This window comes from Natronorubrum sp. A-ect3 (assembly GCF_041821125.1).
GTDB lineage: Archaea > Halobacteriota > Halobacteria > Halobacteriales > Natrialbaceae > Natronorubrum > Natronorubrum bangense.
Genome location: NZ_JBGUBB010000001.1, coordinates 1,260,201 through 1,281,752 on the forward strand (window position 1 = coordinate 1,260,201; position 21,552 = coordinate 1,281,752).

The 21,552-nt window shown below is 62.1% G+C and carries 27 protein-coding genes; 21 read left to right on the plus strand and 6 right to left on the minus strand.

Features of this window, described 5'->3' with window-relative positions; translation table 11 throughout:
* Positions 1-110: 110 nt before the first annotated feature.
* The 5 genes from ACERJA_RS06345 to ACERJA_RS06365 all read left to right on the plus strand — a co-directional run bounded on the left by ACERJA_RS06345 (position 111) and on the right by ACERJA_RS06365 (position 4,423).
* Positions 111-734 carry an AAA family ATPase gene (locus ACERJA_RS06345; protein WP_373607390.1) on the plus strand — a complete coding sequence of 208 codons (624 nt, stop codon included), beginning with the start codon at positions 111-113 and terminating at the stop codon, positions 732-734.
* Positions 731-1,144, plus strand: coding sequence for an RNA-binding domain-containing protein (locus ACERJA_RS06350; protein ID WP_373607391.1), 414 nt, complete (start codon positions 731-733; stop codon positions 1,142-1,144). Before ACERJA_RS06345 ends, ACERJA_RS06350 begins: the two co-directional genes overlap by 4 nt.
* Before the next feature lie 105 nt (positions 1,145-1,249).
* Complete coding sequence (locus ACERJA_RS06355) at positions 1,250-2,782, plus strand: carboxypeptidase M32 (protein WP_373607392.1); 1,533 nt, start codon at positions 1,250-1,252, stop codon at positions 2,780-2,782.
* Between the two features lie 204 nt (positions 2,783-2,986).
* Positions 2,987-3,730 (plus strand): SDR family oxidoreductase, encoded by a 744-nt coding sequence (locus ACERJA_RS06360; RefSeq protein WP_373607393.1) that lies wholly within the window; start codon positions 2,987-2,989, stop codon positions 3,728-3,730.
* Positions 3,731-3,898: 168 nt separating this feature from the next.
* Positions 3,899-4,423: a hypothetical protein gene (locus tag ACERJA_RS06365; protein WP_373607394.1), complete on the plus strand. Its 525-nt coding sequence runs from the start codon at positions 3,899-3,901 to the stop codon at positions 4,421-4,423.
* A 171-nt stretch (positions 4,424-4,594) separates the two neighbouring features.
* Here ACERJA_RS06365 and ACERJA_RS06370 read toward each other — a convergent pair whose 3' ends face one another.
* A complete protein-coding gene (locus ACERJA_RS06370) occupies positions 4,595-4,897 on the minus strand; it encodes a co-chaperone YbbN (RefSeq protein ID WP_083902038.1) in 303 nt (100 codons plus the stop codon).
* Between the two features lie 223 nt (positions 4,898-5,120).
* Here ACERJA_RS06370 and ACERJA_RS06375 point away from each other — a divergent pair, with 223 nt between their 5' ends.
* Positions 5,121-6,362 (plus strand): FAD/NAD(P)-binding protein, encoded by a 1,242-nt coding sequence (locus ACERJA_RS06375; protein ID WP_373607395.1) that lies wholly within the window; start codon positions 5,121-5,123, stop codon positions 6,360-6,362.
* A gap of 34 nt (positions 6,363-6,396) precedes the next feature.
* Here the strand turns inward: ACERJA_RS06375 and ACERJA_RS06380 are convergent, their stop codons facing one another.
* A complete protein-coding gene (locus ACERJA_RS06380; RefSeq protein WP_373607396.1) occupies positions 6,397-7,665 on the minus strand; it encodes an FAD/NAD(P)-binding protein in 1,269 nt (422 codons plus the stop codon).
* A gap of 261 nt (positions 7,666-7,926) precedes the next feature.
* Between ACERJA_RS06380 and ACERJA_RS06385 the strand changes: the two genes are divergently transcribed.
* From ACERJA_RS06385 to ACERJA_RS06415, 7 genes are all read left to right on the plus strand, one after another.
* The gene (locus ACERJA_RS06385; protein WP_006066011.1) at positions 7,927-8,079 is read left to right on the plus strand and encodes a C2H2-type zinc finger protein; all 153 of its coding nucleotides are present in this window, start codon (positions 7,927-7,929) and stop codon (positions 8,077-8,079) included.
* Positions 8,080-8,461: 382 nt separating this feature from the next.
* Entirely contained in the window at positions 8,462-8,632 is a 171-nt protein-coding gene (locus tag ACERJA_RS06390; RefSeq protein WP_373607397.1) for a 30S ribosomal protein S14, read from the plus strand.
* A gap of 121 nt (positions 8,633-8,753) precedes the next feature.
* A complete protein-coding gene (locus ACERJA_RS06395; RefSeq protein ID WP_006066009.1) occupies positions 8,754-8,915 on the plus strand; it encodes a preprotein translocase subunit Sec61beta in 162 nt (53 codons plus the stop codon).
* A 124-nt stretch (positions 8,916-9,039) separates the two neighbouring features.
* Complete coding sequence (gene pdxT, locus ACERJA_RS06400; protein ID WP_373607398.1) at positions 9,040-9,663, plus strand: pyridoxal 5'-phosphate synthase glutaminase subunit PdxT; 624 nt, start codon at positions 9,040-9,042, stop codon at positions 9,661-9,663.
* Between the two features lie 84 nt (positions 9,664-9,747).
* On the plus strand, positions 9,748-10,215 hold the full coding sequence (locus ACERJA_RS06405) for a bifunctional nuclease family protein (protein WP_373607399.1): 468 nt from the start codon (positions 9,748-9,750) through the stop codon (positions 10,213-10,215).
* Positions 10,216-10,500, plus strand: coding sequence for a phosphoribosyl-ATP diphosphatase (gene hisE / locus ACERJA_RS06410; protein ID WP_373607400.1), 285 nt, complete (start codon positions 10,216-10,218; stop codon positions 10,498-10,500).
* A 105-nt stretch (positions 10,501-10,605) separates the two neighbouring features.
* Positions 10,606-10,953: a four-helix bundle copper-binding protein gene (locus ACERJA_RS06415; RefSeq protein ID WP_373607401.1), complete on the plus strand. Its 348-nt coding sequence runs from the start codon at positions 10,606-10,608 to the stop codon at positions 10,951-10,953.
* 65 nt (positions 10,954-11,018) lie between these two features.
* Here ACERJA_RS06415 and ACERJA_RS06420 read toward each other — a convergent pair whose 3' ends face one another.
* Positions 11,019-11,426, minus strand: a complete 408-nt coding sequence (locus ACERJA_RS06420) for a DUF5518 domain-containing protein (protein WP_373607402.1) — start codon at positions 11,424-11,426, stop codon at positions 11,019-11,021.
* Positions 11,427-11,507: 81 nt separating this feature from the next.
* Between ACERJA_RS06420 and ACERJA_RS06425 the strand changes: the two genes are divergently transcribed.
* Both ACERJA_RS06425 and ACERJA_RS06430 read left to right on the plus strand, forming a co-directional pair.
* Positions 11,508-12,503 (plus strand): NOG1 family protein, encoded by a 996-nt coding sequence (locus tag ACERJA_RS06425; RefSeq protein ID WP_373607403.1) that lies wholly within the window; start codon positions 11,508-11,510, stop codon positions 12,501-12,503.
* A gap of 52 nt (positions 12,504-12,555) precedes the next feature.
* Complete coding sequence (locus ACERJA_RS06430; RefSeq protein WP_373607404.1) at positions 12,556-12,864, plus strand: hypothetical protein; 309 nt, start codon at positions 12,556-12,558, stop codon at positions 12,862-12,864.
* 86 nt (positions 12,865-12,950) lie between these two features.
* Here the strand turns inward: ACERJA_RS06430 and ACERJA_RS06435 are convergent, their stop codons facing one another.
* The gene (locus tag ACERJA_RS06435; RefSeq protein WP_373607405.1) at positions 12,951-14,243 is read right to left on the minus strand and encodes a TIGR00341 family protein; all 1,293 of its coding nucleotides are present in this window, start codon (positions 14,241-14,243) and stop codon (positions 12,951-12,953) included.
* Positions 14,244-14,375: 132 nt separating this feature from the next.
* On the opposite strand from ACERJA_RS06435, the gene ACERJA_RS06440 reads away from it, so the two are divergent.
* Both ACERJA_RS06440 and engB read left to right on the plus strand, forming a co-directional pair.
* Positions 14,376-14,846, plus strand: a complete 471-nt coding sequence (locus ACERJA_RS06440; protein ID WP_373607406.1) for a hypothetical protein — start codon at positions 14,376-14,378, stop codon at positions 14,844-14,846.
* Between the two features lie 86 nt (positions 14,847-14,932).
* Entirely contained in the window at positions 14,933-15,550 is a 618-nt protein-coding gene (engB, locus tag ACERJA_RS06445; RefSeq protein WP_373607407.1) for a GTP-binding protein EngB, read from the plus strand.
* 14 nt (positions 15,551-15,564) lie between these two features.
* Here engB and ddh read toward each other — a convergent pair whose 3' ends face one another.
* The gene (gene ddh / locus ACERJA_RS06450) at positions 15,565-16,494 is read right to left on the minus strand and encodes a D-2-hydroxyacid dehydrogenase (RefSeq protein ID WP_373607408.1); all 930 of its coding nucleotides are present in this window, start codon (positions 16,492-16,494) and stop codon (positions 15,565-15,567) included.
* A 264-nt stretch (positions 16,495-16,758) separates the two neighbouring features.
* Positions 16,759-18,090, minus strand: a complete 1,332-nt coding sequence (locus ACERJA_RS06455) for an initiation factor 2B (protein ID WP_373607409.1) — start codon at positions 18,088-18,090, stop codon at positions 16,759-16,761.
* 215 nt (positions 18,091-18,305) lie between these two features.
* On the opposite strand from ACERJA_RS06455, the gene ACERJA_RS06460 reads away from it, so the two are divergent.
* The 4 genes from ACERJA_RS06460 to ACERJA_RS06475 all read left to right on the plus strand — a co-directional run bounded on the left by ACERJA_RS06460 (position 18,306) and on the right by ACERJA_RS06475 (position 21,549).
* Positions 18,306-18,992 (plus strand): plastocyanin/azurin family copper-binding protein, encoded by a 687-nt coding sequence (locus ACERJA_RS06460; RefSeq protein ID WP_006065997.1) that lies wholly within the window; start codon positions 18,306-18,308, stop codon positions 18,990-18,992.
* A gap of 92 nt (positions 18,993-19,084) precedes the next feature.
* A complete protein-coding gene (locus tag ACERJA_RS06465) occupies positions 19,085-19,588 on the plus strand; it encodes a metallophosphoesterase family protein (protein ID WP_373607410.1) in 504 nt (167 codons plus the stop codon).
* 56 nt (positions 19,589-19,644) lie between these two features.
* On the plus strand, positions 19,645-20,202 hold the full coding sequence (locus ACERJA_RS06470; protein ID WP_373607411.1) for a ribbon-helix-helix protein, CopG family: 558 nt from the start codon (positions 19,645-19,647) through the stop codon (positions 20,200-20,202).
* Between the two features lie 141 nt (positions 20,203-20,343).
* Entirely contained in the window at positions 20,344-21,549 is a 1,206-nt protein-coding gene (locus tag ACERJA_RS06475) for an Nramp family divalent metal transporter (RefSeq protein ID WP_373607412.1), read from the plus strand.
* Positions 21,550-21,552: the final 3 nt, after the last annotated feature.

Sequence of the window (21,552 nt, forward strand, 5' to 3'; positions counted from 1 at the left end):
CCCTAACGTTGTTTCGGGAGCTGCAACTGGGCTGGCAGGTGTCAGCACTGATGCGATCACCGCGGCGACGAACACAGCGTTTATGCACGTCTCGCCGGTATGATCGCTCGATGCACGTCATCGGAACAGTGGGACTCCCCGGCAGCGGGAAAAGCGAGGCTGCCACCGTCGCACGCGAGAACGGAATCCCGGTGGTGACAATGGGCGACGTCGTCCGCCAGGAGACGGCCGACCGCGGCCTGGATCCGACGAAAGACCATGGGAGCGTCGCGCAGGCGCTTCGCGACGAGAACGGGCCAACGGCGATCGCCGAGCGCTCACTGCCGATGATCGAGGATCGCCTCGAGCGCCACGAGATCGTGCTGGTCGATGGAATCCGCTCGGACACCGAAGTCGACATCTTCGAAGACCGATTCGGGGAGACGTTTACACTCGTCAGTATCGAAGCGCCGTTCGAGCTGCGAGCCGAACGCATCGATGCTCGCGGCCGGGACGCAAGCGAAGCAGACGGCGGCGAAGGACTGGCTGCCCGCGACGAGCGCGAGCGTAGCTTTGGAATGGACGACGCGATGGATCGTGCCGACGTGGTCATCGAGAACACCGACACACTCGAGGCATTTCACGAGCGAGTCGAAACAGTCGTCCAAGAGCAAGCTGGAACGGCCGTCGCCGACGGCTTCAAATCGGAACCAACACCTGAGTCCGGATCGAACACGGAACGAAATCAGCCATGACCGAGATCTACAGCGTCGACGTCGAAATCACGGCTCCAGTCTATGACACGGAGGTCACCAGCCGAGTTGCTGACGCCGTGTCGAACATCTTTCCCAACGCCGAACTCGAGGAGGAGTTTGGCGAGATTAGGGCAGACACCCACACGATGGATCATTTCTCCGAGTTGCTCCATCGTCAGGAAATTCTCGACACGGCCCGTGGCGAGTTCTTTTCGAACCAGGAGGGAGCTGGGTTCTCGTTTGCACTGAAAAAACAGGCTGCCTTCGAAGATCGTGTGAACTTCTCAGTCGGCGAGCCGGACGAACTCGGCGAAATCAGCGTTCGCGTGCGCGTCACAGAGCCAACTGTCGAGGAGTACATCGACCACATCGCGCCGCCGACGGAAGACGGCCGACCGATCGACGGCTGATCAAGCCCGTTCACCGACGCTGTCGAGGATCGGCGAAACGCGGGCGGTCGAATTGAGGGTGCCGGAACCACGACGTTGATACTTCGTCTACGCTAGACTACGCCTATGGCGACCGATCAGTCCCAAAGCGATGGGGCGTCAGCGGAGACGTACAGCGAGTTCGAAACACGCGTTCGACGGATCTCGAACGTATCGAACGCGGCTGGGATCCTCAAGTGGGACCAGGAAGTCGTGATGCCCGACGAGGGGACACCAGCCCGGGCCCAGCAGCTCTCGACGCTCTCTTCGATCGGTCACGAACTGCTGACAGCCGACGAAACCGGCGCGCAACTCGAGGAACTCGAGTCGATGGATCTCGAGGACGAACAGGCTGCCGTCGTCCGGGAGGTCAGCCGGCGCTACGACCGCGAGACCAGCGTTCCACAGGAACTCGTCGAGGAGATCTCCGAGACGACTGCGAACGCCCACCCGAAATGGAAGCAGGCCAAGGCAGAAGACGACTTCGAGGCGTTTGCCCCGACCCTCGAGAAACTGGTCGAACTCAAACGGGAGTACGCCAACCACATCGACCCCGACGCCGACCCCTACGAGGTGCTGTTTTCGGACTACGAGCCGTACATCGACCTCGAGACCGCAGAGGGAGTGCTCGAGCGCCTGCGCGACGAACTGGTCCCACTGATCGAGGCAATCGACGACAGCGACGCGGAACTGACCACGGACGCCTTCGCGGGGGAGTTCGATGACGACGATCAGGAAGCGCTTGCGCGTGACGTCCTCGAGTCGCTGGGTTACGACTGGGCTCGCGGCCGACTCGACACCGCACCACATCCGTTCTCCTCTGGAACGCAGTTCGACGCCCGCGTGACGACCCGGTTTGAAGAAGACGACCTACTCGGCTCGATTACCTCGACGATCCACGAGTTTGGCCACGCAAACTACACGCTCGGGCTGCCCGACGAGGGGTATGGCACCCCGCTGGGCGAGGCGCGAGACCTCTCGGTTCACGAATCACAGTCGCGGCTCTGGGAGAACCACGTCGGGCGCTCCCGGCCGTTCTGGGAGCAGTTCCTCCCGACTGCCCGCGAACGGTTCCCGGGTCTCGAGACTGTCTCTCCCGAAGACGCCTACGAAGCCGCAAACCAGGTCTACGACGACAACCTGATTCGCGTCGAGGCGGACGAACTTACCTACCACCTCCACATCGTGATCCGTTTCGAGATCGAACGAGAGCTGATTTCGGGCGACCTCGCGGTCGAGGACGTCCCCGAGGTCTGGAACGACAAGTACGAAGCGTACCTTGGCGTGCGTCCCGAAACCGACGCGGAGGGCTGTCTGCAGGACATCCACTGGTCCCACGGCTCCTTTGGGTACTTCCCGACCTACTCGCTCGGATCGGTGCTTGCCACCCAGCTGTACGCGGCCGCCGAGGAGGAACTCGGCGACCTCGACGACGACATCCGCGAGGGCAACGTCGACGAACTGAACGGCTGGCTCCGTGCAAACGTCCACCAGCACGGCAAGCAGTACACGACACAAGACCTGATCGAACGGGCGACCGGTGAGGCGCTCACCGCCGACTACTTCCTCGAGTACGTCACGTCGAAATACGGCGACCTGTACGACCTCGAGGCGTACTGAGACAGTCTGCTGTCCCGGTCTCCCGATGGCCTCCCAGAGGAGGCCGTGGATGCCCCGGCACGAACGGACAACGGTCCGTATAAGAGAGAACACCATCGCTCCAGATCAGCACGTCACTGTCCCCGGAGCGCACGCTTCGAAGACAGAGACGCAGTCGGGTTCCGAAAACCCGGTCTTTTAGGGCACCGTAGCCGTCGCTCAGGTATGACAGCAAACGCACTCGAGAGCAAGACGGCGATCGTCACGGGCGCAAGCACGGGTATCGGGGCGGCGACCTGCCGGGCGCTCGCAGCCGAGGGCGCGACCGTCGTCCTCGCGGCTCGCAGCGAAGACAAACTGGAAGCCCTTGCCGAGAGTCTCGAGGAAACCCACGACGTCGAGACGCTGGTCGTCCCGACAAACGTCCGCGATGAGGATGACGTTGACGCGCTCATCGAGGACACTGTCGACGCGTTCGGCGGGTTCGACGTGCTGGTAAACAACGCAGGGCTGTCGCGAGGCAGCGATGTCGAATCGATGGCGACCGACGACTACGAGACGATCCAAGAGACCAACGTCGACGGCGTCTTTTATGCGACGCGGGCGGCGATCCCTCACGTTCGCGAACGCGGCGGCCACCTGATCTTTGTCGGGAGCTTTGCGGGCCAGTACCCCCGGTCGTTCAACCCCGTCTACGCTGCGTCGAAGTGGTGGGTCCGCGGGTTCGCCAAGAGCGTCGCGGCCCAGGTCGGCGACGACGACGTCGGTGTCTCGATCATCAACCCCGCCGAAGTTCGGTCGGCGTTCGAGGCGACCGATGGGAAAACCTTCGAAGAACACTTCGCAGAAGGCGAAGCCAGCGAACCCGAAGAGGTCGCCGAGGCCATCGTCTTCGCCGCCACCCGCGAGGGCTCGAGCGTCAGCGAGATCGATATCAACCGTCGGGACAAGTTTGCCGACGGCTTCTGAGACGGACCACTGTCTGTGCCGACGCGACCGCGAGCCGTCCTGCGGTCGCGCCGGGATTCGGGACCGCATCCCGTCTGCGACCGACGACGGGTGGTCACCGGCTCTGTATAAAACGAGGGTGGGACTGCCGGGTGTATACTCACCAGTGGTGGGCGTCATCTCTCGAGTATGCGTCTTTCCATTCCAGGCATCCCCGGCGTCTACTACGACACCGATTCGGGAACGACAGCCATCAGCGTCGCACTGACGGCTGCCGGCCGTAAAGCACCGAAACCGAACGGATACGCCATCCAACTCCTGCCGTATCTCTGGTCGTTCGACGTGGATCTCCGCGAGGTGCCGACCGATCACCCGATCCAGTATCTCCATCCCGAAGGTGCACAGAGTCTCGGCGAACGCTCGCCCGAACGCGGCATCCGGCAGGCCGGCACCGAACTCGAGGCCGTCTTTCGATTTGTCTGGGAGGTCAACCGAGAGATCGAGTCAGCGACGAACCAGCTAATCGGCCGCGCTCCGGAGCGCGACGGAGTCGTTATCGAAATTCAAGACGGGAGCGTCGGCGTCGACGGGCAGGAACTCGAGACCGACGAGTTCGATCTCGACGACGAGCCCGCGACCGAAACGTTTGGCGCCAGCGAGGAGCCAGCAGCCGACGAGTTCGACACTGACGATATCGATCCAGATGAGCCGTAACTGCGGTCACTGATACGGTTTGTTGTCCCTGCGTAACCGCGACCCGTCAGCGGTCGCGCCGACACTGACTGACAGCAGTCCGTATGCGGGGGTGTCGGTTTTGAGAAAGCCGTTGCTCACCAGCGTTGGGACAGCAGAAAAACGACACCGACTCGAACGTTTGCTCGTCGCTTACGCGCCAGCCGACTCGAGGGCGTCCTCGATGTCCTCACGCTGGGTGACACCAACGAAGCGCTCGACGATGCCGTCGTCGTTCTCGATGACAAGCGTCGGCAGCGAGCGAACCTGGTACTCGTTGGCGATATCCTGTTGTTCGTCGACGTTTACTTTCTCGACTTCGAATCGGCCCTCCCAGTCATCCTCGAGCTCCTCGAGGATCGGATCCTGGGTCTTGCAGGGGCCACACCAGTCAGCGTAGAAGTCCTTAAGTGTGACAGTCATACGGTCCAGTGATAGTTCCCACGCAGCGCGCATAAGGGTTTCCCACTGCGGGCCAGCCAGCGGCGACACAGAGCAGACAGCGAACTGCTGAGCGGCCGCAATAATTGCGAATCTGGGCTGTGCGTTCGTCTCGAGAGATGGCGCGTGGAGACGGGCCATCGCAGCAGGGTAGTCACGTCGTGCAGACGGCCGAAGGAGCTGTGACGACGTTCGGTGTTGTTAAAACCATAGGGTGAAATAACAACAGTTGTGAGAAATGACGACTGAGGCTGCGACCGTCACGATCGTCGGTGGCGGCGTCCACGGCGTCCACCTCGCAACGAGACTGCTCGACACGGGGATCGTCGAGCACAGCGAGTTGCGAATCATCGATCCAAACGGGCTGCTCGGTGGGTTTCGCCAGAAATGCCGCCAGTGTGGCATTCGCGAGCTTCGGTCGCCGCTCGTTCATCACGTCAGTAGCGACCCGTTTTGTTTGCGGGACTTCGCGCGAGCGCGAGGTCGCGAAGACGAACTCATCGCAAGCGACATCGGCGCAGAGCGACCGACTGTGTCGTTGTTCTTCGATCACGCCGACTGGGTCTGTGACCAGTACGGGCTCGAGTCTGTCCACATGGATGCGGCGGCGACGACTCTCGTAGACAACGGCGAGTACGTCGACGTCGTGACCACGGCTGGCCAGTTCACAACTGAGTGGTGTCTCCTCGCCATCGGGAACGGAACGGCCTACAGCTATCCGAAGTGGGCACGCGAGCTATCGGCGACAGCCCCAGTGATACACGTCTGGGAACCGGGGTTCGACCTCGAGTCGATCGGAGAGACGGCCGCAGTCGGCATCGTTGGTGGCGGCATTACGGCAGGTCAGCTCGCGACGGCGCTCGCCCAGCCCGGACGGACGGTGACGCTGTTTGCTCGCAGCCCGTTTCGTGTCGAATCGCTCGAGGCAAGCACCGACTGGATGCATTTTTCCGGTGTCGTCGACGACCTCCACGACCTCCCGCCAGCATCGCGTGCCCGGGCACGGACCGTTGCCGACGCACGGTACGACGGAACGATCCCACCGCACGTCTTTCGCCGGCTTCGCCGAGCGCTCGATCGAGAATCGCTCACACTCGAGCAAACGGAGATCACTGTCGCGACCGAAGCCGGCGGCACCGTGGTCATCACGTGTCGAGATGGCACGGCGAAATGTCTCGACACGATCATCTGTGCGACCGGATTCGACTCGCCGTACGAAGGATCGCTGTTTCGACGGCTTCGGAGTGAGTCGTCGCTCCAGACGGGGTATCGCGGCGCACCGGTGCTCGACGACGAGTCGTTGCAGTGGGTGCGTGAGGACGGCACACGCTCGCGGGTCGTCGTCTCAGGCGTCGCTGCACAGCACGTACTCGGCCCGTTTGCCCGCAATATCATCGGTGCACGACGGGCTGGAGACCGTATCGTCGAAACACTCGAGGGCGAACTGGCGGCCACCACGCGTGAGTCGGTCAGGGTGTAAGCCGAGACACCGCAAGCAGCCGTTCCGGATCGAGTCAGTCGGAGACGCCGTCGCCCTGTGCGTGTCGAGGCAGGTGAGGCGTTCGGTCACAGACGGTACGATCCTCGATAGCCTGCGTAATTCGGTCGGCAGCCCGTCTTGCGCCCGGGATGTTTGGTGCATACGGACCGACGGTTCCGAGCGCGAGGGCTCCAGAGACGTACAACGGCGTCGACGTACCGTCGCTGCGTTGCCACGCCAGCGTGTCGTCTTCGAGGATCGGCATCCCCCGATAGCCACGAGCTAACTCGAGTTCGGTGGCAACGCGATCGACGAACGGATGCTCGAACACCGGTTCGAAGCCGGTTGCGAGGACGACACGGTCGGCGGTGAGCTCCCTGTCGTGTTCGACAGCGATCCGAACAGTGCCGTTTGTCGACCGAGCCGATGCGATCTCGTCTTGGACGAGGGTGAGTGTCCCTGCCTCGAGCCGACTGTCGAGCCGGCGATAGAGAGACGGCGGGATCGTCGCCGCGTTCCGAGCTGCGATAACGGTGTCGAACCGCTCGCTCGAGCCCGGCGGATGGACGTGAAGCTGTCGCTCGATGTGTGGCCAGTTGATCCACGGAGGGGCAGCCTCGGAAACCTCCCACTCGAGTGGGTGGCGAGCAAGCAGCGTCACCGACTGTGTCTCGCTCAACGTACACGCGAGCTGAGCCGCCGTGATCCCGCCACCGACGACGATCGTGCTGTCGACATCGGCGTTCGGATCGACAGCATCCCAGATGTGTCCAACACCATCGAGCGTCGATGCCCAGTCAGGCCATCGGTACCGACCACCGTGTCCGATCGCCAGCACACAGCTCCGTGCCTCGAGCGGGCCTGCAGTGGTTTCGAGACGAACACCGCGACCATCGGGAGCCGCACGAATCGTTTCGACGGTCGCCTGCAGGTGAAGCGAGTCGAGTTCGGCCGTGTCGATGACGTGTGTGGCGTGGTCGAGGAACAACTCGAGCGTTGGCCGGGGTGGGTAGTCGACTGTCGGCACGAGTTCGTCTTCCCGTCCGGTCCGCTCAGCGAACGCCTCGAGGGCGAACGGCTCCGCGCCGATGTGGTGGACGAACGTCGACCGAAGCACGTCCATTCCACAGGCCCGTGTCTTTTCGCGAAACGATGCGAGCAGCCGTTCGTGCGGGTCGACGATCGAGATCGCCGTTCGATCGAGCGACGTCTCCTCGAGGAGTCGGCGAGCGAGAACCGTACCGTGGATGCCACCGCCAACGATGACGCAGTCGAGTTCGTGGGCTTGTGATGTGGAGCTCATACGAGAGACAGCACTGCCGTTGTCGCTTGCAGTCGCTGCTGAGTAATAAGAATAGTGCTACAAATAGTAACAATCAATACTATACTGCCCTATATTACTAAAGCAGGAGTAAGCCACATCTCGGGCATCGAAACCGCCATTTAGCACCGACCGTGGACGGGCGACTAACACCTCGAGAACCATATTTATTAAATTGTATGGTCCAAACTAACCGATTTCCTAGTAACCTTTTTTAAGCAACCTCGCCTGCGTTGTTATTGTATGGGATACACCTGCTCCAACTGCGACGAAGAGTTCCAATCAGCCGCTGGTGTCACACAGCACGTCGCACTTCATCACAACACCTGTGCAGAGTGTGACGAGACGTTCGATGAGGTCGACGGCCTCCGTAATCATATCCACGAAAACCACTGATCGCCCCCGCTTGCGAGTGAACTGCAGTTTTTCGACGACGGTGCGTGGCTATAGTAACAGCCTAATCAGTTGCGGTGCCCATCGCAGGGCTGTTGTGCGATGGGGTGTGTGCTGACGGTCAGTGACTTCAATACACACTCGAGCAGACAGCATCGGCTCAGATCGATGCCCGTCTGAGCGACCAACTCGAGGGCGGTGTCCGAAACTAGCGTTCACCGTCGCCAGGCGTTACGAACGAACTCCCTCGAGCCATCGGCAGACAACGAACCTATAGTTAATAATATGTGCTCGCTAGTTAGCAAGATATTTGATTCTCCGGATTCGTATCCAAAACAGATGCGTCGGCGTGCGGCCGAAACCGTCCATCAAACTGAGTATAAGAATGACCGAAGCTGACGACAGCAACGAGGCGGCTGCGGAACAGACTGGACAGACTCGCGTTTGCCGAGCGACCGGACGCGAGCAGGGACTGGTCGGCAAGTACGACATCTGGCTCTGTCGCCAGTCGTTCCGTGAGATGGCCCGCGATATGGGGTTCCGAAAATACGACTGAGACCGACGCCAAAACCGCGCGATCAACCGGCGAGACATCTCTTCTCTGTGCGGGTCGCGTCTTCCGTTCGCCGAACAGCCAGGGACGAAAGCTTTAGTTTGACCCGGTCGTAGTAACCAGTATGGACAAAGGACAAAATTCCGGTGGGCTGATGTCCAGTGCCGGACTCGTCCGGTACTTCGACGCAGAGGACTCAAACGCGATCCTGATGGATCCAAAAACGGTCATCGCGACCGGCGTCATGGTCGGCGTGCTCGTACAGCTCCTGACGTTCGTCTCGTAGACGGCGTTTCCACCGTTTCTCGCGATCATCACACCGCCAGCGCCGCCGCCAGGCGTCTCGAGTCCGAGACGGCTGTCAACGGTCTGGCGCGACCTTTTTGACCCCATCTTCCCTACCCGCGAGCATGTCACTGACCGCTGGTGTCGTCGCCGTCCAAGGCGACGTTGAAGAACATGCAGCCGCGATCGAACGGGCCGCCCAGGCACACGGCCGCGAGGTTACCGTCCACGAGATTCGCAACGCGGGGCTCGTTCCAGACTGTGACCTGCTCGCAATGCCCGGCGGCGAGTCGACCACCATCTCTCGGCTGCTCCACAGCGAAGGGATCGCCGCCGAAATTCAGGCCCACGTCGAGGCCGGCAAACCACTGTTGGCGACCTGTGCTGGACTGATCGTTGCCTCGAGTGACCCGAACGACGACCGCGTCGACGAACTCAGCCTCCTCGATGTCACTGTCGAACGAAACGCCTTCGGACGGCAGAAAGACAGTTTCGAGGCTCCCCTCGACGTGGCGGGACTCGACGAACCGTATCCGGCGGTGTTCATTCGTGCGCCGGCGATCGACGACGTGAGCGACGGCAACGCAGCGGTGCTCGCTTCGTGGGACGGCCGACCAGTTGCAGTCCAGCAAGGACCGATCGTCGGCACCGCGTTTCACCCCGAACTCACTCCCGACAGCCGCATCCATGGGCTGGCCTTCTTCGAAAACGACGACGCGACAGTGCCAGCGCTCGAGAAATCGGCGTAGCGACAGGAACGCCGGGCGATCCAGACTGGCGCCCATGCATTTGCGACCGGACGTGTTTTCTCCATGGCACGCAATAAGCGTGGTATGCAGGCTTCTATCGACGCAGTCCGCGTCGCGGGGACTCCACAGGGACCGGTTCCGGTGGTCGTCCTCAGCGTCGACGGCGAAGACGACGTCGTGCCCATCTTCATCGGGTTTGAGGAGGCGACGAGCATCGCCCGCGGCTTAGCGGCCGAAGACATCGGCCGGCCGATGACACACGATCTGTTGCTCGATGTCATGGAGGAACTGGGAAGCCGAATCGACCACATCGTCGTCAGCGAGATCGAAGAACGCGACGACGGACAAGGTGGGACCTACATCGCGGATCTCCACGTCCAGACGCCCCGCGGCGAGACGGTTATCGATGCCCGCCCGAGCGATTCGCTCGCGCTTGCGGCGCGGACGAACGCTCCGATCGAGGTCACCGAAGCCGTCTTCGAAGGCGGACGAGACGACAGCGAAAAGTTCGAGCAACTCGAAGATATCCGCAACGTGTCGGGTGAAATGTAAATGGAGGAGACGCTCGAGGAACTGTTCGCCGTCATCGAAGATCGAAAAGAAACGCTACCCGAAGGGTCCTACACCACTTCGCTGTTCACGCACGAAAAAGGCGAGAACGCAGTGTTGGAGAAACTCGGCGAGGAAACGACAGAACTCGTACTCGCAGCCAAAGACGACGACCACGACGAAATCGCCTACGAGGCCGCTGATATCGTCTACCATCTGCTCGTGCTCCTCTCGATGAAAGAGATGGATCTCGAGGAACTCGAGGCGGAACTCGAATCTCGGCGCTGAAAACAGCGGGCAGTCTCGAACAGCACGTGTTGGCGGTGCTCGCGCGGTGTTGCCTTGCAGGCGCTCGTCACAGCTTGATGATCGTTCCGACCATCACTGGATGTGATGGCGCTCCAACAACTCGAGCACGCGGATGACCACATGCAGGAGTGTATCGACAACTGTCTGGAAGCCGCACAGGTCTGTGAGTGGTGTGCCGACGCCTGTGTCGACGAAGGCGAAGAGATGGCCCGGTGTATCCGGCTCTGTCGGGACGTCGCGGACATCACGACGTTACATGCCCGCTGGATGGCTCGTGATTCGGGCTTCCACCGAGAGCTGGCGGCAGTCTGTGCGGACCTTTGTGAGGAATGTGCCGACGAGTGTGCACAGCACGACCACGACCACTGCCAGGCCTGTGCGGAACTCCTGCCCGACTGCGCCGAGAGCTGTCGCGAGATGGCGTCGGCCTGAACACGGGATCACAGCAGTCGCCCACGCCCGAATTCGAGACCAGCGGTGTCACATCGAACAGTCAACTATCGGTACGGGTCGCGTCCGCTCCGACTGGGACGGTCAGGGTTGAGTACGCCACCGAGCGCGCCGGCGATGGCGCTCTCGAGAGCCATCACAAACGAGATGAAAATAGCGAGAGCGAGGATTCCAAACCCGGCAGCGCCGGAGATGAGGCCGCCGACGGGGCCTAGCGTCCAGCCCGCAAGTCCTACGACGATGGCGACGAGGAGGCCACCGACGATTCCACCAAGGGCGCCCGCGAGCAGCCCGTGCCAGAAGCCGCGACCGAGGCCGCCGCCAGCGAGATAGCCGGCGACGAACCCGCCGACCAGACCTGCCACAAGTTGGCCCAGTCCCGGCAGAACGAGCCCGAACAGTCCAAGCACTGTTGCGACGAGAAAGCCAATAATCACAGCACGCCAGTTCGTCATACAAAACGTAGGCACTGAGGGAGAATAAGCCCTCGCCGCATAACGAACGACCTTTTAAGACCGCGTGCCGTAGATCAGGGTATGATTTTCGAAGACCTTCCGACGACGCCCACGTCGGAAGAGCTGATCGACAAGGCGTTTTCGCGGGCAGCGCGGGCCGGCAAGGCCAAAGGCGGCCTCGAGGCCCAGCAGTCGATGCTCCAGACAGCGGCGAACATCATCTCGGACAACTTGGAAAACGTGGTCACGGCATGGCCGGATTTCGAGTACGAAGACGACGTGCATCCGTTCTACTACGAACTCGCGGATGCGATCGTCGACGTCGACAAACTCCGCCAGAGCCTTTCGGAGGTGATGTGGGCCAGCCGGAAAGCCCGCGAGATCCACGAGGAGTACCAGCCAAAGCTCCGCAAAACCGACGTCGATACGGCTCGCAAGCACCGAAAGCAGGCCTTTGCACGGCTTGCAGACATCGTCGAGCAGGTCGACGACGAGCTCATCTACATCAACAAATCTCGCAACGATCTGCGAGACCTGCCCGAGATCAACCCTGACGAGCCGACGATCGTCGTCGCTGGCTATCCCAACGTCGGCAAATCGTCGTTCGTCAACGACATCACTAACGCCCGCGGTGAGACGGCATCGTACCCCTTCACGACCAGAGGAATCGGCCTCGGCCACTTCGAACGCGATCATATCCGGTACCAGATCGTCGACACGCCCGGGTTGCTCGACCGCCCCCCAGCAGAGCGCAACGAGATCGAGTCCCAGGCAGTCAGCGCCATCGAGCATCTCGCCGACTGTATGCTCGTCATGATCGACCCGAGCGCCGAGTGTGGCTACCCGCTTGCGTCCCAACTCGAGCTTCGTGACTCGATCGCCGCCCAGTTCGAGGAGGTCCCCGTCCTCACAATCGCGAACAAGGTCGACCGGAAAGACGTCTGGGACGAGTCACTTACAGCGGAACTGGACGCCGACTACACGATGAGCGTCGAAACCGGCGAGGACGTCGAGACGGTGCTCGAGGCAGCCGTCGAGGCAGTCGACTACGAGCCGAAACTCCCCTTCGAAGGGTGACAGTGCACGCGACTGACCGAGATCGAGTTCAGCACCCAACACGGAACCGACCATGAAAGGGCCAGGAATCCTCTGGATGCTCCAGACCGCCGCCGGCATGTCGATGGCCGGGCCGATGTTCGTTGTCGGAATCGAGTTTCTTCGGACTGGCCGGCCCATTGGCGGCGTTGCCTTCCTTGCACTCGGCGCTGTCGCGCTGTACTTCCCCACGTATCTGATCAACCGAATCGGCGGGCCACGAACGTGGCTTCGCCGACGGCTCGGCCGCGAGGAGTCGGCACCCAGCGGCGACGCTGAGGCCACGAGTGAGGCCGACGACACCGGCAGACAGGCGACATTTCTCGATCGGTTTCGGCGATAACAGCCGCGTCTAGCCACGTCGAGAGCGGAGAGACGCTACAAGTCAGTGATAGACACGAGATGAGCGGTCCGAACGCGCTCGACCACTCAGCGCTCGACGAGTCCGACGGTCCTGATCTCGACGCTGACCGTCTCATCCGTATGTTGATTGATCCGTTCGTGTAACTGATCAGCTAGCTCTGGTGGGACCTCTCCCTGTGGCCCCCCAACGGTGACGGTCACCCGCTCCGGGCTGACGAACGGATAGTTATCGTCCATGATGATCTCGAACTCGAGCAGCTGATACGTTTCGAACTCGCTCTCCGAGAGCGTCATCTCGACCTCACCGCGAGCGTTCTCCTCGAAGTTCGAGACGACGAACGAGGAGTAGGTAATGGCCCCCAGAAAGACCGCGAAAACGAGGACGATCACGGCCAGTCCAAACACCCGTCGTCGAACGCGTTGTTGTGTTTTGTCGAGCGAGAACAGGTTCTCCGGTCGGTAGCCGACGTACCACAGTGTCAGGAGGCCGGCGAGGTTCACCGAGAGGACGTTGACCAACACGAGCGCGGTCGACCCGATCGCGGCCGAGGGCTGGCCCCACGCGATTGCGATCCCGGCCGCTGCGGCGGGTGGAATCAGCGCCGCCGCGATCATGACGCCGACGAGCGCGACGGAGGTTCCGGTCGCGATGCTGATAATCCCTGCAACGCCGGCACCGAGTGCGATCGCAAGCGACAGGAGATCAGGTGCAAGACGTTCGGCGATCTCGTCGACACCGGCGATGTCGAGTCCGGGTGGGACGATGTTCATCGTCCTGACCGACCACGCAAAGACGGCCGCGGCCACGATCGCGAGGACGACCCCTATCACCTGATAGCTCACACTGTGTCTGAACAGCTCCTCATCGTCGATCACCGAGCCGACGCTCGCGCCGAGTGCCGGCCCGATCAGTGGCGCGATCACCATCGAACCGACGACGACAGCTGGGGAGTCGAGCAACAGCCCCGCCGTCGCGACGACGGCACTGATGATCGTCATCACCGAGTAGACGCTAAACGTCGGTGTGAGCGAGTCAGCCTCCGCCTGGAGTTCTTGTCTCGAGATCCGATCCGTCTCGACGTCGCCGTTCTCGTATTTTTCGCGCAACGCCTCGAAGCGCCGGGAGACGACCGTCTCCGCGTCAACGACGACCGTGTAGGCGTCGGCGTCGATCCCCGTCTCCTGAATCTCGTCGAGGACCGGCTCGACTGCAGCCGCCGGGAGCGGGAAGTAGACAACCGCAGTGTACTTCCGGTCACTGTTCTCGTCAGTCACGACGTAATCGATCTCGCGCTCGTCGAGCGTCTCGAGAATCGTCTGGCGCTTACCCGTCGGAATCGTCAGCTGTACGAGCCGCACGTGTGCCGATGAGAACCCCCGGGGTCATAACTTGGGACGCTTTCGACAGCTTCTCGGCACGTTCTCGACGACCGGGCGCTGCCGACTGCATCGATCGGTTCAGTTTTGTACTGACATGTGGGTAGTACAAACATGCGTCGACGATTCGAGCCGTGGTTCGGAGGCGGCTTGCTCGTGTTGACTGTGGGCTTTCTCGCCGTCTTCGGATACGACGCGTTCTTGGACCCGATAACAGCCGCGTCGCTCTTGGGCGTTGCTGTCGCGGCGATGCTGTCGATCATCGGCGGCACCGTCGACTCGATTACGGTCGGCTCGCGTCGCCTCTCGTGGAACGTCCTCCTCGGCATCGCCGACATCATTCTCGCGCTTGTACTCGTTCTCTCGAGCGTGCACACCCTCCAAACCGGCGGCATCGACGCTCTGTTGTTCGCGACAGCGGCGACCATCGGCGCTGGGTCGCTCGTCTGGATGGGGCTCCAGACCGCCCGCGACAGCCGACACGTCGACCTCGAGGCCGAGCCGTCTCGAGTGCGACTCGTCGCGATTGCCGCCCTCGCGACCGGCTCGATAGTCGTCGGGAGTCTCCTCGTGACCGTCATCTAACGTCGCCCTTTCGAGACGACCGCTTGGGGTCAGCCGAGCCGTAACCATTCACCGAATATAAACCCAAGACGCGCCTATGGCGGTGTATGTTCGAAACTCGTCCCAACCGCGAGGCCGAGGTCGCCCTCGTCGGTCGCTCGAACGTCGGCAAATCGACGCTGATGCGCGAGTTGACCGGCCACAGCTTCGACACCGGGGGCAATCCCGGCGTCACCCGCGAGCCAAACCATTACGACTGGGCACCCGAGGACTTCGTTATCAGCGATCTGCCCGGCTTCGGCTTTATGAGCGGCGTCCACGAAGACCACCGCGAACAGATCAAGACCGATATCGTCCACTATCTCGAGGAGTACGCCGACAACATCCTCGTCGCAGTGCTGGTCGTCGACGGCAAGAGCGTCATCGACATCATCGACCGCCACTCGGGGCCAGACGAGATCCCCTACGACGTCGAGATGTTCCACTTCCTGCGGGAACTCGATATCCCAACCGTCGTTGCGGTCAACAAGATGGACAAAGTCGATGACAAAGACGAACGCCTCGACGAACTCTGTGATCGACTCGGCCTGCTCCCGCCGTGGAAACAGTGGCAGGAGATTATCGCCCCAATCACGGCCAAACGCGGTCAGATCGATCCGCTGAACGAGGCCGTCCGCGAGCACCTCCACGAACAGAACCGGGACGACCTGTTCAAGTTCTTCTAAACCGAGATCCCGTCTCAGACGACGCGGTTGTGAAACGCCTCGCCAGACTCGAGTCGATCGACGTTTTCACGGACGATCTCACCGACGTCCCGGAAGTAGTCGCGCGTGAAGGCCCCGCAGTGTGGTGTGACGATGACGTCCTCGAGGTCCCACAGCGGCGACGCCTCGGGCAGCGGTTCCTCCTCGAAGACGTCCAGTGCCGCACCTGCGATCGCGTCCGACTCGAGCGCATCGATCAGCGCCGCTTCGTCGACGACGGCGCCGCGAGCAACGTTGACGAAGTAGGCGTCTTCACGCATGGCGTCGAACGCCGCGGCGTCGAACAGTCCCTCGGTGTCATCGGTCAACGGCACGGTGGCGATGACGAAGTCGGCGTCGCTGATCGCCTCGAGCAGGTGAGTGTTTGCGTACACTTCCTCGAAGCCGGGGACGGCCTCACCCGAGCGCCGAACGCCGGTCATTCGCACACCAAGCGCGCCGAGTGTGTCTGCGACACCACGGCCGAGCGTACCGGTGCCGACGACACAGGCCGTCGTTCCGGGGAGCGTAAACGCTTCGTCCCACTCGGGGCGGTCCCACCGGCGGTCTTGCTGGGCGGCGACGTAGGTGTGCAGCCGTCGAGAGAACGAAAGCAGGTAGCCCGCAACCGTCTCGCCGATCGTTCGGTCGTGGATACCAGTGCTGTTGGTCAACACGACGTCGTTGGCCTCGAGTTCGTCGAACGGAAACCGGTCGACGCCCGCCTGAACGGAGTGAATCCACGAACACTCGAGAAAGTCCTCGTGATACTCGAGGGTGACGACAGCGTCACAGGCATCGATTCCGCCGTCGCTGATCACATCAACAGGAACTGGAAGATCAGCGAAGAAGTCGGCGAGTTCCGACGGCGGAAACACCGCGTCGACCGAGTCGTGAACACCGAGTCGCTCGAGAGCAAATTGCATAGCCGCCAGTACGGACGAGCCGACGTTCAAGCTTTGCACCGACGATGCAGGCGCTGTGCGGTGTCATACGGTTTCCTGTAGTCACGTCTCGTCGATCGCCGACCCGTGCTGGCGATCGGTGGGACATCGGTACGGCAATCCGCATCAGTATCGAAAGGCGGCTCGGGAAAAAGCCTCGTCACAAGGGGCTCGGAGGGGGTAACAGTTCGTCACGGCCGCCAGTCGACTGTACTCGCTCGAAGGGTTTCGGTCTGTCGCTTCTGGCTACCGGTCGGTCCACCCCTCGAACGCCCGCAACTCGGCGACGACGTCGTCGATTTCAGTGGGCTCGAGCACGCCACGTTCGGTCACAAAGCCGTCGATGCAGTCGGCTGGCGTCACGTCGAACGTCGGGTTCAGAACGTCGAGGTCGGCGTCCCCGTCGTACACCGCCGATCGGTCGCCGGACTCGAGGTTGACGGCCTCGCGCGTCGAGATTTTATCGGTGGCGGCGACGACCGATACCGGGATTCCCTCGCGAGCGGCGGCGAGCGCCAGTGTGCGTGTGCCGGTCTTGTTCACCACCGAGCCGTCGGGGCGGATCGTATCCGCGCCGACGACGACCCGATCGACGGCTTCACTCGAGAGCACGTGGGCCGCGGCCGCGTCGGTGTGGACCGTCACGGGACAGTCGAGGTCGTCGGCTGCGGCCACGTCCTCGGCGACGTCGATCCCCTCCCGTGCGGGTCGGGATTCGGCGACGAACACGCGCGATGGCTCACCGCCGCGAATCGCCTCGAGGACGGTAGCCGACCGCGACAGGGTCGCGACGGCACCGTCGATGTGCGCGCTCGCGGTCGCCGCGGCGTCGTCATCGGCTGCAAGCGCGCGCTCGAGTCCTGCAAGGGTCGCCTCGAGGACGGCCGGCGCGCCGGTGGCGTCCGGATCGGCGTCGGCTGCTCTGGCCATCGCCCGGTTGATCCGGTTTCGAAGGACGGCCATCGAGGGTCGAGTCTCGAGCAGTCGGCCGGCGAGTTCGGCGAGTTCGTCCCACTCGCCGTCGGGGTCGGTGCCGAACTCGGCTCGCTCGGCTGTCGCGACCGCCGCCCGATCGCGAAGCACCTCGAGCGCCCGGATCGAGAGGTGCGCCGCGCCGTGCTCGCTGTCGGCTGTGATCGACCGGACCGACGGCGCCACGCGTTCGTAGGCCGTCCACAGCTCCGGCACCGGCTCGCGGTCGTCGTCGGGATCGAGGATCACCGTCGGCGAGGCCCACTCGAAGGTATCGTGTTCCTCGCTCAGATCGATCTCGCGCGTCTCGCAGTCGAACAGATACGGATGGACGACCCACTCGCGTCCGAGATCCGTGTCTTCGAACTGGACCGGCTGTCCGCTCCGAACGAACGAGACGGCGTCGCCAACCTCGAGGCCGGTTTCCTCGCTGATCTCGGTCCGAACCTGTGTGTCTGGGTCGCCCTCGGCGAAACCGGAGACGCCACCCCACTGTCCGGCGTAGGTGCCGACAGCGTCGCTGCGGCGGAGCATCAGTATCTCACCACGGTTGCGGAGGAATGCAGTTACGACGTGCGTCTGCTCGTCACCACTCGAGTCGTACATACGCAACCCAACGGGTCCCGGTGGGGTGGACGTTTCGGAGTACCTGAGACGTTCCTACCGGTACAGCTCATAAAAGAGGCGAACATGTTCAAGGTGTATGAATAGATAGATACTCATTAAATTGTTCGGCAATAAGAGCTATTAGCTCTGCTCATAACCACTGTTTATGTCAGCAATAGTACTTATTTGAGGTACTATTGGAGGAATAAACATCAATGACGAAGAATACAAATAAGTCTGATAGCAGTGGATCGAATCGGCGAACGTTTCTGGCTGCAACGGCAGTCGGCAGTACTCTTCTAGCTGGCTGTCTGAGCAGTGACGACGGTGGGGACGACGGTGGCGACAACAACGACGAGCCGACAGCCGAACTCCACGAACGGTACGGCTATCCGACGACGGAAGGCGAAGAGCCGCCAGTCGAGCCGGACCACGAGGTTGATCTGCTGATGGACCAGCCTGAGCAGGGGCCACCTGTATTTTATTTCGAACCAGTCGGACTCGCGGTCGAGTCAGGTGACGTCGTCCAGTTCAACTTCAATTCACCCGACCACGCGGTCACGACGTTCCACGAAGCGTTCGGCCGGAGCCACCGTGCGCCGGAAGGCGCCGAGGCGCTGTCCTCGCCGATGATGGCCGTCGGCACGAACTGGCTGGCCGAGTTCGAGGCGGAAGGCATCTGGGACCTGTACTGTCCACCCCACGAGTCGATGGGGATGGGAATGCGAATCGTCGTCGATGAGACGACGGGTCCGGCGACGGAACCCGCAGGCGAGATGGAGTACGTGCCCGGCGAGTCGCTGCCGCCCGAAGAACAACTCGCAAAGACGTACGACAACGAGGCCCTCGAGCCCGAAACCATCCTTGAGGAAGGGAGCGTCGCCTGGGACGACCTCGAGTAACGTCCGCTCCGCGTAACTAATCGAGCATGTGCGAGCGGTGACCGAGCCACACGCCCGGTCAATTTTCGAAGATAGACGTCGTCGGTTCCAGTATGTCACGAGTTGCCATCGTGTCCGATACGCACATTCCGTCGCGAGCCAGTCGCGTTCCGGACTGGATCGTCGACGAGATCGAGCGAGCCGACCACACGATTCACGCGGGCGATTTCGACTCGAGACGAGCCTACGACCGGATCGCCGACCTCGCTGGCGGCGAGTTGACGGCAGTGCGTGGAAATACGGATCCCGCAACGCTGCCCGTTCCGACGACGGCGACTGTCGAACTCGGTGGCGTAACGTTCGTCGTCACCCACGGCACCGGCTCGTCTGCCGGCTGGCACCAGCGAATCGTCGCCACTGTCCGTGAGGCGGCCGAGCCGGACGCCGACCCGGTCGCTGTCGCCGGACACACCCACGAGGTGGTCGAAACGACCGTCGACGGCGTGTGCGTGCTCAACCCCGGCAGCGCGACGGCTGCCAGTCCAGCCGATCGCGAGACGATGCTCGTCGCAACCGTCGACGGCGGGTCGCTCGAGGTCGACCAGCGAACGACGTAGCGCACAGCCGTCAGGAGTGCGTGAACTTATACCTTCCTTGCGTCCTACCTACACCCATGACACAGCGCGTCACTGTATCGCTCGACGACGACTCGGGCGCGGCACTCGAGCGGCTGCTCGCGGAGACGGGCAACGGCCAAAGCGAAATCGTTCGGCAGGCGCTCGCCTTCTACGCGGCGAACTTCGAGGCCGCGAGCGGACAGCCAAGCGACAACCTAGAACAGTACTACCAAATGCTCACGTCAGGCGAGCACGTCCTCCTCGACGTCGACTTCTTACACGCCTTTCTCGAGCACTGCCACGCGGGCGGCGACCCTGATCCGGCGTTCGTCGAGGCGGCCGATCGCGTCTCAGACTATCACGCCCGCGAGTACGCGGCCCGGTTCGAGGAAGTCGGCGAACTGCTCGAGTGGCTCTCCTTTTGTGGCTTTCTCGAGGTTCGCTGTGAGGGAGATGGCGTCTACCATATCGTCTTTCCGTCGGAGGCAATCCGCTGGTTTATGACGCGGTTCATCGAGCGGAGCACGGTCGATCTGCCGACGGAGATTACGATCGAGCAGGGCGTTTCGAAAGTGATTATCGCTGAAGGCGAATACGACGAACGAACGCGCTGAGCGCTTTCGGTCGAGCGTTCATACTACTTCATACGTTTTCATACAACATACGTGCCGATTCAGCCGACGATGCGTGTGGTATGTACACCGCTTAACAACCCTTTTGTCTCTCTCAGAAAGGGGTTCATGTGGACACATATCATGGGAGTTATTGACCGACTCAAGGCGATCGGACCGGGCGCGCTCGTTGCAGCAGCGTTCGTCGGTCCGGGAACGGTAACGACGGCAAGCGTGATCGGCGCAGAGTACGCGTACCTGCTCGTGTGGACGATCGCATTTTCGATTCTGGCGACGATCGTGCTCCAGGAGATGAGTGCGCGACTCGGACTGGTCTCGAAGGAAGGACTCGGCGAAGCGTTCCGAGATGAGTTCTCGAACCCGCTGGCGAAGGGCATAACCGTCGCGCTCGTCGTGAGCGCAATCGGGATCGGGACGGCGGCGTTCCAGACGGGGAACATCGTCGGCGGTGCAGCCGGCCTGTCGACGATCACCGGCATCAGCGAGAACATCTGGGGACCAGTGATCGGGCTGGTTGCCGCCAGCCTGCTGTGGACGGCCAACTACAAGCTGATCGAGCGGGTTTTCATCGGCCTCGTGATCGTCATGGGGCTTGCGTTCGTGATCAACGCCGCTGTCGTCCGACCAGATCTGGGCGCGCTCGGCGGCGGGCTCGTGCCGACGGTTCCCGAGGGCTCGGCGTACCTGATCGCCGGCCTCATCGGAACGACCGTCGTCGGCTACAACCTGTTCTTGCACGCGAGTACCGTCCAAGAGCGCTGGGATGGCGCGAGTGACCTCGCGGAATGTCGGACGGACACGATCGCGATGATCGCCATCGGCGGCCTCATTACGACCTCGATCGTCGTCACGGCAGCTGCGGTGTTCCCCGAGGGGACCCAGATCGCTGACGTTGGCGCGATGGCCGACCAACTCGAGCCCGTCTTCGGCGGCTACGCACTCACGTTTTTCGCGATCGGTCTCTTTGCGGCCGGCTTTACCAGCGCGATGAGCGCTCCGCTTGCGGGGGCCTACGCCACCGCAGGCGCACTTGGCTGGGAACGCGACCTGAAATCGACGCGCTTCCGTGCGATCTGGATGACGATCCTCGGTACCGGGATCGTCTTCTCGGCGCTGGATTACAACCCCGTCGAGGTGATCGTCTTCGCACAGGTCGCAAACGGACTCCTCTTGCCGATTCTGGCCGTCTTCCTCATCTACGCGATGAACAACGACGACCTGCTGGGCGAACACACCAACACGACGCTCCAGAACGTCCTCGGTGGTATCGTGACGCTGGTTGTCATCGGTATCGGTATTCGAACACTCTACGACGTTTTGATTCTCTAAGTA

What these genes read in the sequence shown, in the direction of transcription:
- ACERJA_RS06345 (WP_373607390.1), top strand. Translation starts at nt 111, where the DNA reads ATGCACGTCATCGGAACAGTGGGACTCCCCGGCAGCGGGAAAAGCGAG.
- ACERJA_RS06350 (WP_373607391.1), top strand. Translation starts at nt 731, where the DNA reads ATGACCGAGATCTACAGCGTCGACGTCGAAATCACGGCTCCAGTCTAT.
- ACERJA_RS06355 (WP_373607392.1), top strand. Translation starts at nt 1,250, where the DNA reads ATGGCGACCGATCAGTCCCAAAGCGATGGGGCGTCAGCGGAGACGTAC.
- ACERJA_RS06360 (WP_373607393.1), top strand. Translation starts at nt 2,987, where the DNA reads ATGACAGCAAACGCACTCGAGAGCAAGACGGCGATCGTCACGGGCGCA.
- ACERJA_RS06365 (WP_373607394.1), top strand. Translation starts at nt 3,899, where the DNA reads ATGCGTCTTTCCATTCCAGGCATCCCCGGCGTCTACTACGACACCGAT.
- ACERJA_RS06370 (WP_083902038.1), bottom strand. Translation starts at nt 4,897, where the DNA reads ATGCGCGCTGCGTGGGAACTATCACTGGACCGTATGACTGTCACACTT.
- ACERJA_RS06375 (WP_373607395.1), top strand. Translation starts at nt 5,121, where the DNA reads ATGACGACTGAGGCTGCGACCGTCACGATCGTCGGTGGCGGCGTCCAC.
- ACERJA_RS06380 (WP_373607396.1), bottom strand. Translation starts at nt 7,665, where the DNA reads ATGAGCTCCACATCACAAGCCCACGAACTCGACTGCGTCATCGTTGGC.
- ACERJA_RS06385 (WP_006066011.1), top strand. Translation starts at nt 7,927, where the DNA reads ATGGGATACACCTGCTCCAACTGCGACGAAGAGTTCCAATCAGCCGCT.
- ACERJA_RS06390 (WP_373607397.1), top strand. Translation starts at nt 8,462, where the DNA reads ATGACCGAAGCTGACGACAGCAACGAGGCGGCTGCGGAACAGACTGGA.
- ACERJA_RS06395 (WP_006066009.1), top strand. Translation starts at nt 8,754, where the DNA reads ATGGACAAAGGACAAAATTCCGGTGGGCTGATGTCCAGTGCCGGACTC.
- pdxT (WP_373607398.1), top strand. Translation starts at nt 9,040, where the DNA reads ATGTCACTGACCGCTGGTGTCGTCGCCGTCCAAGGCGACGTTGAAGAA.
- ACERJA_RS06405 (WP_373607399.1), top strand. Translation starts at nt 9,748, where the DNA reads ATGCAGGCTTCTATCGACGCAGTCCGCGTCGCGGGGACTCCACAGGGA.
- hisE (WP_373607400.1), top strand. Translation starts at nt 10,216, where the DNA reads ATGGAGGAGACGCTCGAGGAACTGTTCGCCGTCATCGAAGATCGAAAA.
- ACERJA_RS06415 (WP_373607401.1), top strand. Translation starts at nt 10,606, where the DNA reads ATGGCGCTCCAACAACTCGAGCACGCGGATGACCACATGCAGGAGTGT.
- ACERJA_RS06420 (WP_373607402.1), bottom strand. Translation starts at nt 11,426, where the DNA reads ATGACGAACTGGCGTGCTGTGATTATTGGCTTTCTCGTCGCAACAGTG.
- ACERJA_RS06425 (WP_373607403.1), top strand. Translation starts at nt 11,508, where the DNA reads ATGATTTTCGAAGACCTTCCGACGACGCCCACGTCGGAAGAGCTGATC.
- ACERJA_RS06430 (WP_373607404.1), top strand. Translation starts at nt 12,556, where the DNA reads ATGAAAGGGCCAGGAATCCTCTGGATGCTCCAGACCGCCGCCGGCATG.
- ACERJA_RS06440 (WP_373607406.1), top strand. Translation starts at nt 14,376, where the DNA reads ATGCGTCGACGATTCGAGCCGTGGTTCGGAGGCGGCTTGCTCGTGTTG.
- engB (WP_373607407.1), top strand. Translation starts at nt 14,933, where the DNA reads ATGTTCGAAACTCGTCCCAACCGCGAGGCCGAGGTCGCCCTCGTCGGT.
- ddh (WP_373607408.1), bottom strand. Translation starts at nt 16,494, where the DNA reads ATGCAATTTGCTCTCGAGCGACTCGGTGTTCACGACTCGGTCGACGCG.
- ACERJA_RS06455 (WP_373607409.1), bottom strand. Translation starts at nt 18,090, where the DNA reads ATGTACGACTCGAGTGGTGACGAGCAGACGCACGTCGTAACTGCATTC.
- ACERJA_RS06460 (WP_006065997.1), top strand. Translation starts at nt 18,306, where the DNA reads ATGACGAAGAATACAAATAAGTCTGATAGCAGTGGATCGAATCGGCGA.
- ACERJA_RS06465 (WP_373607410.1), top strand. Translation starts at nt 19,085, where the DNA reads ATGTCACGAGTTGCCATCGTGTCCGATACGCACATTCCGTCGCGAGCC.
- ACERJA_RS06470 (WP_373607411.1), top strand. Translation starts at nt 19,645, where the DNA reads ATGACACAGCGCGTCACTGTATCGCTCGACGACGACTCGGGCGCGGCA.
- ACERJA_RS06475 (WP_373607412.1), top strand. Translation starts at nt 20,344, where the DNA reads ATGGGAGTTATTGACCGACTCAAGGCGATCGGACCGGGCGCGCTCGTT.